We start from the raw sequence: 17,380 nt of genomic DNA on the forward strand, positions 1-17,380 counted from the left end.
CCTCCATGGATAATGCTCCATCAAATGCCGGGACCAAACAATTAGTTGCGCGGGGCCCGGAAGCGCGGCATGCGCGTGCCGCGTGCCGCGTGCCGCGTGCCGCGTGCCGCGTGGCGGCGGGGGCAGCGTGCCCTCGAAACGCCGGAACTGCGGCTGGGCAGGGCGGGCACGGTGCCTTGTCGGAAGTGCAGCGGTGTACCGCGCCGGAACGCGCCGGAACGCGGGGTCAGGCGGTAGTAGAAGATGTCGTTGGGTCCAGTAGCCGTAATGGATCGGCCCGTAAAAGCCATCATACCAACCATAATAGGGATAGCTCGACCATCCCAACGCGACATGGTTGTCGTATCCGTCATAGCAAGCCGAGAGCGAAAGGACGGATGCGGCCAAGCATGTCAGAACCAAGGGGCGTTTCATAAGCACCTTCGTTATGAATCCCCAATCCCTCCCGTGTCATTCAGCATGAATGGAGGTGAGAGGCTTTGTCGGCGAGCAAGGCGGAAGCTTGCGTGACATTGCCGACATGGCGCCAGCGGCTGAGACGGCGGTCACCGTCTTCCATTTGCCGTAGCCGTTCAGGCAGGTCGCGTCAGTGCGTACCAAACCGCAGAATCCAAAGACATCCGTTCACAGACAATCGGTTATCTGTTCCACCAGTGATTTCAGGCATCCTGCATGCCTTGAAAACAGGCTGTCGCTGGCGTGATGTTCCTGCAGCTTATGGGGCGCTAACAACGATCTACAACCGCTACAAACGCTGGTTTCAGCGGCGTATCTGGCAGAGCTTGTTTGAGAAGATGGCAGCGTTGGGGCCGGCGCCGAGGGAGTTGTCGATCGACAGCATCCCCCTCAACCGCGTCTCGCCGGACACCATATCCACTCAATCGCCGCATCTATTGAGTCGGAATTGCTGTTTGACAGACTGCATAGATGCTGTCGGTGGTGCTACTGGAAGGGGATCGCGCAAGGGGCTTTGCATGTCCGCGACAAACGCCGCTGCTATACTGCCGTATACCCGCCATCCACGAACATCAGGCTCCCCGTCACGAAAGACGACGCATCGGAGAGGAGCCACTTGACCGCCTCGCCCACTTCGCCGGGCATGCCCATCCTGCCGATCGGGTGGCGTGTGTGCATGAGGGTTTCGAAGTCTTTCATCCATGGGGCATCGGCGTGCCGCTCGTGCATTGGGGTCTTGATGACTCCTGGCATGACCGCATTGACCCGGATTCCGGCCTTGGCATAGTCGAGCGCACCAGCCTTGGTGAGGCCGGACAGGCCGTGCTTGGAGGCCACATATTCACATCCGTTCTCGATCGCGACGGCGCCGATGGCGGAGCCGATGTTCACGATCGAGCCGCCGCCGGTTTCCAGCATTGCCCTGATTTCATGCTTCATGCACAGGAACACGGACGTCAGGTTGACGCGGATGACGCGTTCCCAGGTTTCGAGCTCCAGATCGGCCAGCGGCTTCATGGCTTGCTCGATCCCCGCGCTGTTGACGGCGCCATCCAGCCGTCCCGACGTTTTGACAGCCGCCGCGACCAGGTCCTGAACCTGCCTGTCGCTGGTGATGTCGCATGAGATGAAATGGGGGGAACCGCCAAGCGCATGGAGTTCGTCCAGCAGGCCTTCCTGCGGCGGCGCGATATCGCTCAGCACCACGTTGTGACCGGCGGCGCACAAGACGCGCGCGGCGGCGCTGCCGATGCCGCCGCATGCGCCGGTGACGATGTAGGTCTTGCTCTCAGTCATTCTTCTCTCTCCCGGGAGGCAGGTCTCGCGTTTCGTGCCAAGTGCCCGGTCAGTCCTCGCGTACCGCGTTGAACATCCGCTCGCCGAACGTGTTGGACCACTCTTCCTCGTTCAGTTTGGGCTGCGCGTCGTAGTGGCGGCCCGGTCCCATGTCCGGGCTGTTGAGACTGGCCTGCACGGCGGGGCGCTGCGCGATCGTGCCGAGCCAGCGCCGGGCATTGGGAAAGGGTTCGAGGTCTATCCCGACGTAGGGGCTGAAGATCTGAACCACTGGCCAGGCGGCGATGTCCGCGATCGAATAAGTGCTGCCCGCAAGGTAGGCATTGCGTTTCAGCCGGTTGTCCAGAACCTGCACCAGACGCTTGGACTCATTGACGTAGCGCTGCGTGGAATAGGCGTGGTCTCCGGGCGGGGCGTAGCGCAGGAAGTGTCCGGCCTGCCCCATCATCGGGCCTACACCCGCGACCTGCCATGTCAGCCACTGGATCGCCTGCGACCTTTCGCGCCAGTTTTCGGGGAGGAGCTTGCCGGTCTTTTCGGCCAGGTACTGGAGGATCGCGCCGCTTTCGAAAACGCTGAAGGGCTCGCCGCCGTCCTGCGGATCATGATCGACGATCCCGGGCAGCTTCACATTGGGATTGACCGCGCGATAGGCGGGGGCAAGGTGATCGCCCTTGTACAGGTCGTAGCGGATGACCTTGTAGGGCAACCCGAGTTCTTCCAGGGCAATCTTGATTTTCAGGCTGTTGGGAGACGGTGTGAAATGCAGATCGATCATGATGGTCTGTTCCCTGGGCAATGACAGGAGAAGATCCCGCGGAAGCGGGTGGAGCGAAAATCGTGAGCTGGGAAAAGGGGCCCGTTCACATCACGGCTTTGCCGCGATGCGTGGGGCAAGGGCCCGTGGGCGGCGATGATGCGATCGCATGGTTTCTCTCCCTCGTTTCTGCTTCCGGTTCGTCCGGAAGCGGCGGGCCATCGCGGTCCTGCCAATTTTCCGGCAACCCGTACCTTGCTCTCACGGCGCTTGTCAATATAAAGGCAGGATATCCGGTTTATACATCTTAGAACGAAGCCGGGCCGGCCGCCGTCAGTAGGGCATTGGGGAAATGGCGTGCCGGAAACTCCGCAGGGATTGGCGGATCGCCTGTGCTTGCGGTAGGGGAAGGGGATTTTTCCAGGGTGGAGCAATGGTCATCGCGTGGCGCGCCATGAGGCGGGAGCCGGATCATCAGCCGCCAGCAGTGGAGTGCCGTTTGAATGAGGCGGGTGGATTTGCCTGAGAAAAAGGGCGAGCCGGTGGATCGCAAAGGGGCTGCGGGAACGGTGGCGAAGCCGCGCAGGCAGACTCGTGAGGAACGAAGCGCGGCCACGCGCGACAAGCTGCTGAACGGAACCTACCGGCTTTTGCTGAGCGTGGGGCATGCGGGGTTGCGTTCGGCCAATATCTCCCAGGAATCGGGTGTGTCGCGAGGCGGCCTGCTGCATCATTTCGCGTCCAAGGAACTGCTGATCGCGGCCGTTTACGAATGGACGGTGCAGCGGCTTGAAGATGAAAGCTGGCAGCGGATCGAGGCGGCAGGGGACGAGGAACTGCTTGAAGCCATCATTGCCGATGCGCGTCAGCGCTTTTTCAGCGATTCCTTCAAGGTGATCCTCGATATTCTGGTGGCTTCCAGTGAAGAGGAGCCGCTGGCGGAAACGCTGAAGACGCAGGCCGACGGCGAGCGGGCTCCGGCTCGTGAGGGCTGGGCGGCCCGTCTGGCGGCAGCAGGCGTTGAGCCCGAGCTGGCCGGTCAGGTAGCCTCGTTCCTGTGGAATACCGTGAAGGGCCTTGCTGTCCGTTCGTTCGTCAACGACGATCAAGAGCATACCGAGCGGGTTATCGCTCTCGCCCATGACCTTGCGGCCAGACGCTGCAATTTGCCCGGGCGCAAGAAGGCTGCGCCAGCGGAGGATCAGCTATCCTAGCTGCCGGCTATTGGGGGACTGGCGCGGCCTTCTCATCCGAGCGCAGGTAGCCGTTCAGGAGATCGATCGTCAGGTCCAGGATGTCGTCGGTGCCGCCCGGGTCGCCGCCGATGCGGCGCTGTACGGAGATCCCGCGCTGCACGCTCCACAAGAGCCAGAACGCATCTTCGGCCTTTTTGCGGTCCGTGCCGCCCTCGGTCAGCCTGTCGATCCACGCGGATTCGATCGGTTTGCGGCTTCTGGCGGAAATCGTGCGGATCCTGTCGGCGAAATGCTCCGATTCTCCGGCGGAGATGAGCATGTTGAGGCTGACCTTGTAGAGATCGCTGGCCAGGAAGGCATCGATGTGCGCGGCGCCGTGGCGCAGAAGGTCCTCGGTGCCCGCGTTGCCCGCCTCGCTCTCGGCCAGATCGACTTCGCTTTGGAAAACGCGTTCGATGGCCGCTTCGATAAGGTCGTTCTTGGTCGCGAAATGGTGCGTCTGCCCGCCGCGCGAAACGCCCGCCAGCTTGGCCGCATCGGCGATCCGGAAGCGGGAATAGCCGCGTTCGAGCAGCAACTCGATCGCCGCGTCGAGCAGGCGGCCCGAGGTTTCCGTGCGCCGCTCTTCCTGGGTCCGCCGCTTGCGCCGTGCGGGCTTGTCAGCAGCGCGTTGATCGGGAGATGCGCTCATCCATCGGCCTTCAAAGCTTGAGTTCTCGTCATCTGCACCCCGCCTATGGCCTTCCATGCGTTTGCGCAAGCGCGCCATGTAATTTTAAAACAGGACATCCTGCCGATAAGTTGACTTGATCCCGCCCTTCGCTTAGGTCTGTGGGCAACGGGCGGGACTCGATTCCACAGCCTGGCAAGAACAGCGGATTGAGGGAGAAGGATGTCGAAAGTCATTATCAGCTGTGCGGTCACCGGCAGCGTGCATACACCCAGCATGTCCCCGCATTTGCCGGTCACGCCCGATGAGATCGCGAGCGAAGCGATCGGCGCGGCAGAAGCGGGCGCGGCCGTGCTGCACTTGCATGCGCGTGATCCAGAAACGGGCAAGCCGAGCCCTGACCCTGACTTGTTCATGCAGTTCCTGCCGCGCATCAAGCAAGCAACCGATGCCGTGCTCAATATCACAACGGGCGGCGGACAGGGCATGGCCATGGAAGAGCGGCTTGCCGCCGCGCTGAGGGCCGGGCCGGAGCTGGCCTCGCTCAACATGGGTTCGATCAATTTCGGGCTCTATCCGATGCTGCAGCGCTACAAGCAGTTCCAGTACGACTGGGAGCCGCAATATCTGGAAGCATCGCGCGACTTCATTTTCCGCAACACCTTCGGCGATATTGAGTATATCCTGGAAACGCTGGGCAAAGGGCATGGCACCAAGTTCGAGTTTGAATGCTACGACACGGGGCACCTCTACAATCTGGCGCATTTCCTGGACCGCAAACTGGTGACGCCGCCGCTGTTCGTGCAGTCGATCTTCGGGCTGCTGGGCGGCACCGGGGCCGACACCGAAAACCTGATGCATGCCAAGCGGCTGGCGGACCGGCTGTTCGGCGATGACTACCGCTGGTCGGTCATGGCCGCAGGCCGCCATCAGATGCCGTTCGTGACGATGGGCGCGATCAATGGCGGCAACGTCCGGGTGGGGCTGGAAGATTCGCTCTACGCGGGGCGCGGGCGTCTGGCGTCTTCGAATGCGGAGCAGGTGAGGATGATACGCTCTGTTCTGGAATCCCTGTCGATGGAGATCGCAACGCCGGCCGAAGCGCGGGATATTCTGGCGCTGAAAGGCGGCGACAACGTGGCTTTCTAAGGCACTGCCCCCGGGCCTGTGCCGCTAAGCCTGACCGGGCTGCAATAAACAGAGTTGGGCAGCATGCTGACCCATCGGAAAATCGGGAGAACGGAACAATGATCAAGGCCATTGCGCTTGGCAAACGAAAGCCGGGGACCTCGTTCGAGGCTTTCGTCGAGTACTACAAGACCAGGCATTCCAAGCTGGGCGAGAAAGTGATGAAGCGGGCCGGAGCGAGCCGTTACATCCGGCACTATGTCGTTCCGGCAGTCAGCGGCCTTCACGAGGAGGCGGCGGAATCCGATTTCGATGTCGTCACCGAGTTCTGGTTCCCGGACATGGCGAGTTTCCAGGAATGCTTTGCGATCGCGGGCGGCGAGATGCGGGACGAATTCGCCGAGGACGAAGCGAGGTTCGCGGACAGGTCCGCCATCCGCTTGTTTCTGCAGGTGGAGGAGGACGAGTCCGACCTTTCCTGAGCAGGAAGGGGGAACGCGGCTGCTTGGCCAGGCTGCGCAAGATAGCCTGACGTTTGGGAGAAGACTGTTGGGAAAGTTGGAAGGCAAAGTCGCCATTGTTACGGGCGGCAACATGGGTATCGGCGCCGCCGCATCCCGCCTGTTCGCGCAGGAAGGGGCCAGTGTCGTTCTGGCGGCGCGACGGGTCGAGGAAGGGGAGGCTGTGGCCGAAAGCATCCGGGCCGCTGGCGGCAAGGCCATCTTCGTGCCCACCGATGTGTCCAGGGCCAGCGACTGCCGCAACCTTGTGGCACGCACGGTAGCCGAATTCGGCAAGCTCGACATCGCTTTCAACAATGCCGGGGTGGAGCAGGTCGGCAAGACTATCCTCGAACTTGAAGAAGAGGAATTCGATCACACCATCGCCGTCAATCTGAAGGGCGTGTTCCTGTGTATGAAGAGCCAGATCCCCGAGATGCTCAAGGCTGGCGGCGGATCGATCGTCAATACGTCCTCGCTGGCCACGATCGTCACGAAGCCGGGGCTCTCGGGCTACGGCGCCTCCAAGTTTGGCGTGATCGGGCTGACCAGGTTTGGCGCGGTGGAATACGCGAAGGACAACATCCGGGTGAATGCCCTGGTGCCGGGGGCGACGCGGACCGAGATGTTCTCCCGCTGGCTCGATATTCCCGGCGTTGAAGAGGAGATCCTGGCCGGGCAGCCCAATGGCCGCTTTGCCGATCCGATGGAACTGGCGAAAGCCGCCCTGTTTCTTGCCAGCGACGACGCCTCGTTCGTTTCCGGCCATGCGATGGTCGTGGACGGGGCGGCTGCCTTGCCGTGAAGGCGTTTGCCACTCCGCCGTTTCAGACCAGTCAAAGGACAAATCCATGATTGATTTCTACTTCGCGCAGACGCCCAACGCGGCCAAGATCCTGATCGCGCTCAAGGAACTGGATCTGCCGTACAAGGTGATCCGTTACGATCTCTATCAGGGCGAGCATCTCAACGCCGATTTCCGGAAGATCAATCCCAACCTGAAGATCCCGGCGATCGTCGATACCGCGCCTCTGGATGGCGGGGAGCCGCTGCCGGTGTTCGAAACCGGGGCGATCCTGACGTATCTGGCCGAACGTTGCGGGGCTCTGATCCCGGAAGATCCGCGCGGCCGGATCGCGGCGTTCCAGTGGCTGGCCTGGCAGATTTCGGGGCTGGGGCCGTTCATGGGGCAGGCCGCGCACTTCCTGCGCTATGCGCCTCCCGGGCCGCACGAATATTCGCGCAACCGCTATGTGAACGAGTCGGTGCGGCTGCTGCATGTCATGGACTACCGGCTCAAGCGCGTGCCCTATCTTGCGGGCGAAGAGTATTCGATCGCGGACATCGCCTGCTTCCCGGTTATCCATTACTTCGGGCAGTACTTCGAGTTCGATTTCCTGTCGCTGGCGGCAGTGCGGCGCTGGTACGAGACGCTGCTGGCACGGCCGGGCGTGAAGGCGGCTATCGACAGTCCGGAAATGGACCCGGGCCGCTACTATGACACGGCGCCGGTGCTGACTGAGGACGAATGGTCGAACGTGTTCGGCGAGCGCATGCTGCAGGCATCGGCTGCGGACTAGGGAGAGGGCGCAGGCAATCTGTCTTTCCTTTGCCGTGTTCCCGTTCTTGGCGCTAAATAAAAAGACAGGATGTCCGGCTAATATATTGACATCGAAACAGGCAGGGATCATGAAACTGGCAACGAAAACGCACGCGCTGAAAGTGACGTGACGCCGCCGGTTTCAGGACCCGCGAAGGAAGAAGAGGGAGGATCCGAATGGGCGATATGTCTGTTTCCAATGCTTGCATGAGTGTGAGTGAAGGGCCTGTTGCCGGGCGTCTTGCAGGCAAGGTTGCAGTGATCACCGGGGCCGGGGCCGGGCAGGGGCGTGAGATCGCGCTGCTGTTCGCCCGCGCCGGGGCGAAAGTGGCGGGCTGCGACGTCGATACGGCATCGATTGAGGAAACGCGGGCTCTGGCCGGGAAGGAGGGGCTGGACCTCGATCTTTCGGTTCAGGATGCCACGGACCCGGCGCAGATGGCAGCGTGGATCGATGGCGTGGCCGCGCGGCATGGCGGCATCGACATCCTGTACAACAACGCCGGATCGGCCCGTTTCGCGCCGTTCGCGGACATGAGCCTGGACGACTGGCACTACACGCTCAAGCTTGAGCTCGACATCGTGTTCGTGCCGACGCAGGCCGCATGGCGGCATCTGGTTGCCCGGGGCGGCGGTTCGATCATCAACATCGGGTCCATTGCCGGAATGCGCGGGGCGCAAGTGGTGCAGGGCTTCGGCAATTCGGCCCATGCAACCGGGAAGGGCGGCATCATTGGATTGACGCCCCAGCTCGCGGCCGAGGGTGCGCCTTACGGGATCCGGGTGAACACGATCTCGCCCGGCCCGATCGTCACGCAGGCTTCAAGCGCGGTGATCGAATCCAACCCGGCTTTCCGGGAACTGTTCGAGGGGATGACGCCGCTGGGGCGGACCGGTGATCCGGTCGATGTCGCTTACGCGGGGCTGTTCCTGGCTTCGGACGAATCCCGTTTCGTGACGGGTATCAATTTACCCGTCGATGGCGGGGCAACATGCCGTGTCGGCGTGGCGATGAAGTGCTGATCCCGGCTTCCCGGGGCGGGAGTAACCAGAACTGATAATTGAGGGTGGGAGTGAAGAGGATGACAAGGATAAAAGAATTGGGGTTGAGAGGCGAAATGCGGCGGCACGGTGTGCTGCTGGCCGGTGTCAGCTTGCTGGCGTTTCCCGGCCTGGCCTGTGCTGAGGATGCGGCTGGAGACGCTGCCCCGCAGGCCGCGCAGGCAACCGACGAGATCATCGTGACGGCCCAGAAGCGTTCTGAGCGCCTTTCGGACGTGCCGCTCTCGATCACGGCGCAGACGGGCCAGCAACTGGCCAATCAGGGGGTGAGTTCGGTGTCCGATCTGGAAAAGGTCGCGCCCGGCTTCACCTATCAGAAATCGTCATACGGCTATCCGGTTTTCGCCATCCGCGGCATCGGCTTTTACGATACCGCCGTGGCTCTTGCGCCGACGGTCAGTGTCTATGTCGACCAGATCCCGCTGGCCTATTCGCCGATGACATCTGGCGCCAGCCTCGATCTGGCGCGTGTCGAGATACTCAAGGGGCCGCAGGGCACGCTGTTCGGGCAGAATGCGACGGGCGGCGCGGTGAACTATATCGCCGCCAAGCCGACCGATGTGCTCGCCTTCGGCGGCCGGTTCGAATACGGGCGGTTCAACGAGGCCAATCTGGAAGGTTACATCAGCGGGCCGATTGCGGATGGCGTCAAGGCACGCCTTGCCGTCCGCCGCGAGCGGCGCGACGACTGGCAGGTCAGCCAGACGCGGCCGAACGATACCCTGGGCCGCCGCAATTTCCAGACGGGCCGTTTCCTGCTGGATCTGGAGCCGGGCAACGACCTGAAGATTGAACTTTCCGCCAGCGGCTGGCGCGACAAGTCCGATAATCAGGCGGTGCAGTACAAGGGCTTTGCCCCCTCGCTGCCTGGCGGACTGGCAGCGGCCTATCAGATCCCCGTCGTGCAGCCTCTCGCACCGCACAAGGCGCGCGTGGCGGACTGGAATGCCGGACAGGACTTCCGCAAGGACGACTGGTTCTACCAACTGGCCGCCCGTGCCGACCTGACGCTGTCCGATGCCATCACGCTGACGTCGATCACGGCCTATTCGCGCTATCGCACGCATTCGCCGGGTGACTACGACGGCACGATCCTCGACAACTTCGATATCCTTGTCGATGGCCGCATCCGCTCGTTTTCGCAGGAACTGCGCTTGGCTGGCAACATGGGCCGGGTCCGGTGGCTGATCGGCGGAAACTATGCGAGCGACAAGACGGCGGATAACAACGACAACATTCTGGGCGCCGCGACCAACCCGATTGTCGGGCCGTTCGAATTCCACCACTTCACTTTCGACAACAACCAGCGGATCAAGTCCAAGGCGGTCTTCGGCAGCCTGGACTACGAACTGACCGATACGCTGACCCTGCAAGGGGCTTTGCGCTATACCAACGAACACCGGCGCTTCACCGGCTGTCTCTATGATCCGGGCGATGGGCTGATCGCCGATGCCTTCGCCTTCCTGTCGCAGCAGTTGACGGGCAATCCGGTGACGCTGCCCCCCGGAAGCTGCATCACGATCAAGAACAACGGTGTGCCCGATGGCGTTCCGGTGATGAACCGCCTGAACGAGGACAATCTCTCGTGGCGGGCCAATCTCAGCTGGAAGCCGGATGCCGAGACGCTGCTCTATGCGAACGTGACCAAGGGGTACAAGGCGGGCAGCTTCCCCACGATCGCCGGTATTTTCCAGGACCAGTATGACGGCGTTACGCAGGAATCGGTCCTGGCTTACGAAGCTGGATTCAAGGTCGCGCCTCTGGGGCCGCAGCTGCAATTGAGTGGTGCCGTTTTCTACTACGACTACAAGAACAAGCAGCTTCTGGGCATCAAGCCGACGCTGTTCGGCAATACTCCGGCGCTTGTGAATGTGCCTAAGAGCCGTGTCTATGGCGCGGAATTGACCGTGACCGCGCGGCCAGTCGAGGGGCTGAACGTCAGCGTTGGCGGAACTTATGTGAACTCGAAGGTGACGGACAGCTTCTTCTCCTCCGATCCCTATGCGAACATCATCGATCTTAAAGGGGAAGCATTCCCGAACTCGCCGCGCTGGCAACTGAACGGCAGCGCCGATTACGAGTTTCCGGTGTCGGACACGCTCGATGTCTATCTGGGCGGTAACGCGCGTTATCGCAGTTCGACATACGCCGCATTCGGCGAGGCGCCGCTGTTCCGGATGAAGGGCTATGCCCTTGTCGACCTGAGAGCGGGCTTCGCCGATCCGGATGGCCGCTGGCGGGCGGGTGTCTGGGCGCGCAACGTGACCAACCAGTTCTATCTCATCCAGGCTGCGCACCTGGTCGACACTGAGACATGGACGACCGGAATGCCCGCGACTTACGGCATTTCCGTATCCTTCAACTACTGACGAAAGGCCGCCCGGGCATCCGGTAACGGATGCCCGGGCGGCCTGTTCGAGAGAGGTCTTTCTATGCCGGAAACAGCCAGGATCGTAAGGTTCCATGCGTTTGGCGATGCAGACGTTCTGCAGCTTGAAACTGCGTCCCTTGCCGCGCCGGGCAAAGGCGAAGTGCGGCTTCAGGTACGGGCGATGGGTGTGAACCGGGCCGACGTGCTGTTCCGGCAGGGCAAGTATGTGTGGACGCCGCAGCTTCCCGCGCGGATCGGGGTGGAGGCTGCCGGGATCGTCGATGCCGTGGGGCCGGGAGGCGATGCGGCTTGGATCGGCAAGCGGGTTCTGTGCATTCCCGCGTTTTCGCCGAACGAATACGGCGTCTATGGTGATGCGGCCCTTGTCCCCGAAACGTGCATTGCCGAATTCCCGGCCAGCCTGAGCTTCGAACAGGCGGCATCGTGCCTGGTCCAGTACCTTACGGCCTGGGGGGCGCTGATCCATTTCGGCAAGGTGCGCAAAGGGGACTTTGTACTGCTGACGGCGGCCAGCAGCAGCACCGGCATGGCTGCCATCCAGATGGTGAAGGCGGCCGGTGGCATCAGTATCGCGGTCACGCGCAGTCCCGCGAAGAAACAAGCCCTGCTCGATGCCGGTGCGGATCATGTGGTCGTGACGGAAGCCGGGGATCTGGCCGGAGAGGTCATGGCGATTACCGGCGGCGCAGGCGCGCGGATCATCTATGACCCGGTCGCCGGGGATACGCTGGAGGCGCTTGTGGCCTGCGCGGCGAAAGGCGCCACGCTCTTTGCATATGGCATACTGTCGGACCAGCCGACGGTGCTGCCCATGCTCGATGCCTTCCGCAAATACCTGACCATCAAGGTCTACGATGTGCACGAAGTGATCGAGGACCGGACGCTGCTGGAGCAGGGGCTGGACTATCTGTTCACCGCTTTCGAAAGCGGTGCGCTGGTTCCTGTCATTTCCAGAACCTTCCCTCTCGAAGAGATTGTTGCCGCGCACCGGTACATGGAGGCCGGCCATCAGGTGGGCAAGGTCGTCGTGACCGCAGGGAAATAGCCGCCAGGTGCATCCGCACACGGATGCGCACATGTCGAAAACGAGAGCGCTGCGGCGCGGAAAAGATGGGAGATTACGGTGTCGAACTTGGAACTGTTGAAGGGCGTATATGCCAATCCCGAAACGGTATTCAGCAAGCTGCATCCCGATTTCATGCTCTATTCGCCGGGACAGAACCTGATTGCCGGTGTGTTCCACGGGGCGGAGGGCATGAAAGCCCACTTCGAACAGATGGATGCCATGACCAGCAACACCCTGACGCACAATCTTACCGGCACGTATCTGGCCGATGGCGGCTGGGGCATGGTGGTCCACCGCCTGACCGCGCAGCGCAATGGCAAGGCGCTCGATACCCAGGGGTTCGGCCTTTGGCAGTTCAAGGACGGCTTGCTGTCAGGCCATTGGGAAAGCGTCGGAGATCAGGCGCATTGGGACGATTTCTGGTCCTGAGGGTGCGGGCGGCCGCTTGGCTGTGGCCGGTTGAAGGAATGGAAAGCCCCGAAGGATCAGTCTGTGCGGCCGGGGGCGTTTGATAGCCATGGAGTTGGATCAGTGAGCAAGGATTATCCCGTCAAAGCCCCCCTCGCGAGCATTGCCCTTTTCGGCGCGGGCGGCCGTATCAGCCGCCATGTCGTCGATTACTTGCGCTACAAGGCGCCGCATATCCGCCTGCGGCTGCTGGCCAGTTCGGAAGAGAGCCGGGCCGGACTGCAGAAGATGTATCCCGATGGGGATATCATGGTTGCGAACTATCTGGACCGCGCGTCGCTCGGCCCGGCGCTGGATGGCATGGAAGGCGTCTTCGTTATTACCCCTTCCGGACTGGACGAGCAGACGGCGATGGACCATTTCGCCGATGCCGCGCGCCAGGCCGGGAGTGCAAGGCACATCATTCGCCTTGTCGGCTACGCGCCGGAAACGACGCCGGACGCGATGCCTGCCCGGCTGCTCGAACTCGGCGGGGACGGGGATCAGCATTATACCGCCAAGGCCATTCTGCAGGCGAGCGGGTTGCCGGTCACTTACATCAACCTTGGCGCCTCGCTGATGGACAATCTGCTGTTCACGGTGGGCGCCCTGCAGCGTTCGCACACGCTGATCTGGCCGCAGCGCCATGTGCCGCTGATGGATGGGCGGGATCTTGGCGAAGTGATCGCGCGCGTGTTCCTGTCGGACGATGCGCGGCATATCGGTTCGTTCCACACGGTGAACAACGGATACGACTATCCCACCACAAAGGAACTGGCGCAGATCATGAGCGATGTGTTCATGACGCCGATCGGGAGCGATACCAGTTGGGAATCGTTCAGCGCCGAATATGGCGCGATGATCAATGCGCGCTGGGGGCGGGACACCGAAGTGGAATACCGGTTCAAGCACTTCCAGTACGAACACGATCACCTTCTGTGGTGCCTCAACAGCTTTGCCGAAACCATTCTCGGCCGCAGGCCCAACACTTTCCGCAGCTGGTTGCAGGAGCATCGCGGCCTGTTTCTGCCGGACGCCGGGTGAGGCGGAAATCCGCGCGAGCCAGGCCGGGGCGCCGTTGACAATTCGCAGGTGCAAAGTTACAAACAGGATATCCGGCTTATGTTGATACGATGAAGATCTGACGAGGCCGCCGGCTCTTCCGGAACGCCTGCCAGGCAGGCCAAGCCGCACGGCCGGCCAATTGGAGCGAGAGGACATACGATGGGACTTTCAGGCATTCACCACCTTGCACTGTGTACCAATAACATGAAGGCGCAGATCGAGTTCTTCACTCAGGCCGTGGGCATGAAACTTGTGGGCCTTATTCCGATGCACGGCGTGGAGGGGGCGTCCCATTCGTTCCTGCAGGCGGGCAAGGATTGTTATCTCAGTTTCGTCGAGGTGGAGGGCGTCCAGATCGCGCCGGAAATCGGAGTCAGCCATCCTCAGGACATCACCTCCTCGGTAGCGGGCGGCGCGATGCAGCATGTCTCGTTCAACGTCGATACGCTGCAGGACATGCTCGACTTGCGCGACCGGCTGCGCAGCCACGGCTATGCCGTGGTTGGCCCGCTTGATCACGGTCTCAGCCAGTCGATGTACCTTGGCGCCCCTGAAGGCATCCTGTTGGAATTCGCCACTGGCGATACCTCGCAGGGGCTGACGCCTGCGTGGATGGACAAGAGCGTTGCCGAAAAGCTGGGTATCAGCCCCGAGGAACTGGCGCGCTACATCGACCCGGAAGCCTACGCCGGAAGCGGCGGCGCCGTGCCGCAGCCCAAGGGTGATGGCATGATGTTCCCCACGCCGATTCCGCCGCCGATGTTCGAAGCCGTTGGCTACATGGACGATGCGCAATTGCGCCAGGCGCTCAATTTCGCGCCGGATGCTCATGCCTCTGCCGAAGCGCAGGGCTGATATTTACAGATACCAGCGGAGGCTGTGACGTGGACGTTATCGCGCGCATGTACGATGCGGTCGAGCGGGGAGACATGCCTGCGCTTGGCGCCTGTTTCATTCCGGATGCCCGCATCTGGCACAATGTTGATGAGGTGGAGAAGACCGTGGATACGGCCGCCATCGCCCTTACGCACCTGTGCCAGAGTTCTACCCGGCTCTCTTACGAAGACCGGCGTGCTGTTGAGGCGGGCAACATCCGTTTTGTGCAGCATGTCATCACCGCATCGCTCAAATCGGGCGATGAACTGAGGCTGCCCGGCATGATGCGGATAGAACTGGCGGACGACGGCCGGATCGCCAGGATAGAGGAATATTACGACAGCCGGGATACCGATCCGTTGATGCCGCGATAGACAGGCGCCGCCGCGCGGCTCGCGGGCGTGCCGGGGCGAGGGGGCCTGTTGTGAGGCTGCGGCGCTGTTGAGCCGGGTCCGGAGATTTTACCGATTTGACTGCCCCTAACTGCTGCCATCAACAAATCAGGACATACTGTTTCTAAAATGATCTCACGAGTGTTCACACCAAAGGCGTTTCGTTCCGGCAGGGCCGGAGGAGAGGAAAAACTAACATGAATGCAACGGCTCAACAGGAAGTCCCCTCGCTGTGGGAAGCAGCCCGGCAGGAGTCCGAAGGTTACGGTTTCCTCGGCAACTACGAACAGCCCAAATGGGATATTCCCGAAGCGATCGGCATTTCCTGCGCGGTTTCGAACCGCTTTGGCGAGGATGCGGATCAGGGCGCGTCGGTATCCTCGATCGAGCAATATATCGACGAGGCATCAGCGGTCATCGAGGAGGGTGTCTGCTCGGTTCATATCGACTTCACCTGGGTGACGGACAAGGACGGCCGCCGTCTGGATCAGATCCCGCCGGTCGAAGCCTACCAGATGGTGCTGGAGCCGCTGCGCAAGCGCTACGGCTATGACTTCATCGCGGACCTCAATGTCCTCAACGGCAAGACGTTCGAGGAGTGCATGAGCCCGGCTGTGGCAGGGCTCGCGGAAATCGCTCCTTGCGCGCCCGGTCATCCGGAAGCTTTCGTGGGGCCCGCCGTGCGCACGCTCTTTGCCAATGGTGTGCTGCCTGCGCTGGCGATCCACAATTCGGGCGAAATCGAACTGACCAAGCGCCGTCTCATCGATACCGGGATCATGACCGGGCCGGTGCTGTGGGGCCTGCTGTTCGGCCTGCCGTTCGATATCGGCCGCACTTTGCTTTCGGGCAACTGTGTCATGGATACCGATGACATGATCAGGCAGATGATGCTGATGATCCACCAGATCCGAAAGCTCAATCCTGAGGCGCAGATCCTCGTTTGCGCGGCGGGACGGGCGACGATGTACATGACGACGCTGGCAACGATGCTGGGTCTGCACATCCGCATTGGCACCGAGGATACGCAGTGGAAGTATCCCAATTCCAACGAGCAGTTCACCAGTAATATCGAGATGCTGAAAACTGCCAAGGAAATCGCGGCGCTGCATGGCAGGCGCCCGGCGACGGCGAATGAAATGCGCCAGATGCTGGGAATGCAGCCGCGCTGATCTGCACCATTGGGATACCGCATGGTGCAATCGGCAGGTCCCGTCGCTAAGTATGCGGCATGGATGAAGTCGGTGCGATCGTTGTGGGGGCCGGTGTCGTAGGGCTTGCGGTTTCGCGGGCGCTGGCACTGGCCGGTCACGAAGTGATGATTCTGGAACGGGAGCGGCAGTTCGGAACGGTTACCTCTTCCCGCAACAGCGGGGTGATCCATGCAGGTCTCTATTACCCCGAAGGATCGCTGAAGGCGCAGCTCTGCGTAGAGGGACGGCGCCTGCTTTACGATTTCTGCGAAAGGCGCGGCGTGCCGCACCGGCGCTGCGGGAAGCTGATCATTGCTGCGAGCGAAGCGGAATTTCCCGCGCTCGACGCGGTGATGGCACGCGGCGGCGCAGCCGGTGTCACCGATCTCGTGCGGCTGGAGCCTGCGGAGGCGCAGGCGATCGAGCCGGAACTGGTCTGCGCGGGGGCCGTTCATTCTCCCTCGACGGGCATTGTCGATCAGCATGGCCTGATGCTGGCCCTGCTGGGTGAAGCCGAAGCGCATGGGGCCATGCTGGTTTGCGATGCGCCGGTCGGCACTATCGCAAAGGATGGCGCGCGCTGGACGGTTGAAGTCGGCGAAACGCGCCTTGCCGCGCCGGTTCTCGTCAATGCTGCCGGGCTGGGCGCACAGGCGCTGGCGCAGACGATAGACGCGCTTGATCCGGCGCTGGTGCCGCCGCTGTTTCTGGCCAAGGGGTGCTACTTCTCCTATGCCGGGAAGGTGCCGTTTTCCCGGCTGATCTATCCGGTGCCCGGACCGGCGAGCCTTGGCACGCATTTCACGCTGGACCTTGGCGGACAGGCGCGTTTCGGGCCGGACATTCACTGGATCGACGCGATCGACTACACCGTCGATCCCGCGTTGAAGCCAGGGTTCCTTGCCGAGGCGCGGCGGATCTGGCCCGGTGTGGAAGAGGAGCGGCTGCAACCTGCCTATGCCGGTGTCCGCCCGAAGCTGGCCGGGCCGGGCATGGCCACTGCGGACTTCGTGTTGCAGGGGGAAGAGGCGCATGGTCTGCCGGGCCTGATCAATCTGTTCGGCATCGAATCGCCGGGGCTCACGGCTTCGCTGGCTATCGCGGAGCGGGTAGCGCAGATGGCGGGCCGGCCTGCCTCCCGGTGAGGTTATCGATTGAATGGGCCGGGCGCGCTGGCTAGGCTCGCCGCTTTCGCGCGGGCAGCGCTTTGGGCGGAGTAGTGGCCGTTATACTGCATGGACTGAATGTCTGTTGGGAAATGGGGGAAGGCGTGTCTCGCGCTGC

At 62.0% G+C, this 17,380-nt stretch carries 18 protein-coding genes; 15 read left to right on the forward strand and 3 right to left on the reverse strand.

What is annotated here, in order from left to right; translation table 11 throughout:
* Nucleotides 1-653: 653 nt before the first annotated feature.
* The gene (locus MTR66_RS21460) at nt 654-1,076 is read left to right on the forward strand and encodes a transposase (protein WP_407673067.1); all 423 of its coding nucleotides are present in this window, start codon (nt 654-656) and stop codon (nt 1,074-1,076) included.
* Here MTR66_RS21460 and MTR66_RS16620 read toward each other — a convergent pair.
* Complete coding sequence (locus tag MTR66_RS16620) at nt 997-1,752, reverse strand: SDR family NAD(P)-dependent oxidoreductase (protein WP_243923128.1); 756 nt, start codon at nt 1,750-1,752, stop codon at nt 997-999. The genes MTR66_RS21460 and MTR66_RS16620 overlap by 80 nt on opposite strands.
* Nucleotides 1,753-1,801: 49 nt before the next feature.
* Nucleotides 1,802-2,530 carry a glutathione S-transferase family protein gene (locus tag MTR66_RS16625; RefSeq protein ID WP_243923129.1) on the reverse strand — a complete coding sequence of 243 codons (729 nt, stop codon included), beginning with the start codon at nt 2,528-2,530 and terminating at the stop codon, nt 1,802-1,804.
* A gap of 497 nt (nt 2,531-3,027) precedes the next feature.
* Here MTR66_RS16625 and MTR66_RS16630 point away from each other — a divergent pair, with 497 nt between their 5' ends.
* Nucleotides 3,028-3,723 carry a TetR/AcrR family transcriptional regulator gene (locus MTR66_RS16630; RefSeq protein WP_243923130.1) on the forward strand — a complete coding sequence of 232 codons (696 nt, stop codon included), beginning with the start codon at nt 3,028-3,030 and terminating at the stop codon, nt 3,721-3,723.
* Nucleotides 3,724-3,730: 7 nt separating this feature from the next.
* Here the strand turns inward: MTR66_RS16630 and MTR66_RS16635 are convergent, their stop codons facing one another.
* A complete protein-coding gene (locus MTR66_RS16635; RefSeq protein WP_243923131.1) occupies nt 3,731-4,396 on the reverse strand; it encodes a TetR/AcrR family transcriptional regulator in 666 nt (221 codons plus the stop codon).
* A gap of 201 nt (nt 4,397-4,597) precedes the next feature.
* Here MTR66_RS16635 and MTR66_RS16640 point away from each other — a divergent pair, with 201 nt between their 5' ends.
* From MTR66_RS16640 to MTR66_RS16700, 13 genes are all read left to right on the forward strand, one after another.
* A complete protein-coding gene (locus MTR66_RS16640) occupies nt 4,598-5,524 on the forward strand; it encodes a 3,5-dioxohexanoate:acetyl-CoA acetone transferase (protein ID WP_243923132.1) in 927 nt (308 codons plus the stop codon).
* Between the two features lie 98 nt (nt 5,525-5,622).
* Complete coding sequence (locus MTR66_RS16645) at nt 5,623-5,985, forward strand: EthD domain-containing protein (protein ID WP_243923134.1); 363 nt, start codon at nt 5,623-5,625, stop codon at nt 5,983-5,985.
* A gap of 67 nt (nt 5,986-6,052) precedes the next feature.
* The gene (locus MTR66_RS16650) at nt 6,053-6,808 is read left to right on the forward strand and encodes an SDR family NAD(P)-dependent oxidoreductase (protein ID WP_243923135.1); all 756 of its coding nucleotides are present in this window, start codon (nt 6,053-6,055) and stop codon (nt 6,806-6,808) included.
* Between the two features lie 46 nt (nt 6,809-6,854).
* The gene (locus MTR66_RS16655) at nt 6,855-7,583 is read left to right on the forward strand and encodes a glutathione S-transferase N-terminal domain-containing protein (protein ID WP_243923137.1); all 729 of its coding nucleotides are present in this window, start codon (nt 6,855-6,857) and stop codon (nt 7,581-7,583) included.
* Nucleotides 7,584-7,816: 233 nt separating this feature from the next.
* Nucleotides 7,817-8,626: an SDR family NAD(P)-dependent oxidoreductase gene (locus MTR66_RS16660; protein ID WP_243923139.1), complete on the forward strand. Its 810-nt coding sequence runs from the start codon at nt 7,817-7,819 to the stop codon at nt 8,624-8,626.
* Between the two features lie 95 nt (nt 8,627-8,721).
* Complete coding sequence (locus MTR66_RS16665) at nt 8,722-11,034, forward strand: TonB-dependent receptor (RefSeq protein ID WP_243923141.1); 2,313 nt, start codon at nt 8,722-8,724, stop codon at nt 11,032-11,034.
* A gap of 63 nt (nt 11,035-11,097) precedes the next feature.
* Nucleotides 11,098-12,102 (forward strand): zinc-dependent alcohol dehydrogenase family protein, encoded by a 1,005-nt coding sequence (locus tag MTR66_RS16670; RefSeq protein ID WP_243923142.1) that lies wholly within the window; start codon nt 11,098-11,100, stop codon nt 12,100-12,102.
* A gap of 87 nt (nt 12,103-12,189) precedes the next feature.
* Nucleotides 12,190-12,552, forward strand: coding sequence for a nuclear transport factor 2 family protein (locus MTR66_RS16675; protein WP_243923144.1), 363 nt, complete (start codon nt 12,190-12,192; stop codon nt 12,550-12,552).
* A gap of 102 nt (nt 12,553-12,654) precedes the next feature.
* Nucleotides 12,655-13,614, forward strand: coding sequence for an SDR family oxidoreductase (locus tag MTR66_RS16680; protein WP_243923146.1), 960 nt, complete (start codon nt 12,655-12,657; stop codon nt 13,612-13,614).
* A gap of 180 nt (nt 13,615-13,794) precedes the next feature.
* Nucleotides 13,795-14,490 carry a VOC family protein gene (locus MTR66_RS16685; protein ID WP_268740563.1) on the forward strand — a complete coding sequence of 232 codons (696 nt, stop codon included), beginning with the start codon at nt 13,795-13,797 and terminating at the stop codon, nt 14,488-14,490.
* Between the two features lie 29 nt (nt 14,491-14,519).
* A complete protein-coding gene (locus MTR66_RS16690; RefSeq protein WP_243923149.1) occupies nt 14,520-14,885 on the forward strand; it encodes a nuclear transport factor 2 family protein in 366 nt (121 codons plus the stop codon).
* A 215-nt stretch (nt 14,886-15,100) separates the two neighbouring features.
* Nucleotides 15,101-16,075 carry a 3-keto-5-aminohexanoate cleavage protein gene (locus tag MTR66_RS16695; RefSeq protein WP_243923150.1) on the forward strand — a complete coding sequence of 325 codons (975 nt, stop codon included), beginning with the start codon at nt 15,101-15,103 and terminating at the stop codon, nt 16,073-16,075.
* A gap of 59 nt (nt 16,076-16,134) precedes the next feature.
* Entirely contained in the window at nt 16,135-17,241 is a 1,107-nt protein-coding gene (locus MTR66_RS16700) for an NAD(P)/FAD-dependent oxidoreductase (RefSeq protein WP_243923151.1), read from the forward strand.
* The last annotated feature ends 139 nt before the right edge of the window (nt 17,242-17,380 follow it).

This window comes from Novosphingobium beihaiense, from assembly GCF_022832375.1.
In the GTDB taxonomy this organism is placed as follows: domain Bacteria; phylum Pseudomonadota; class Alphaproteobacteria; order Sphingomonadales; family Sphingomonadaceae; genus Novosphingobium; species Novosphingobium beihaiensis.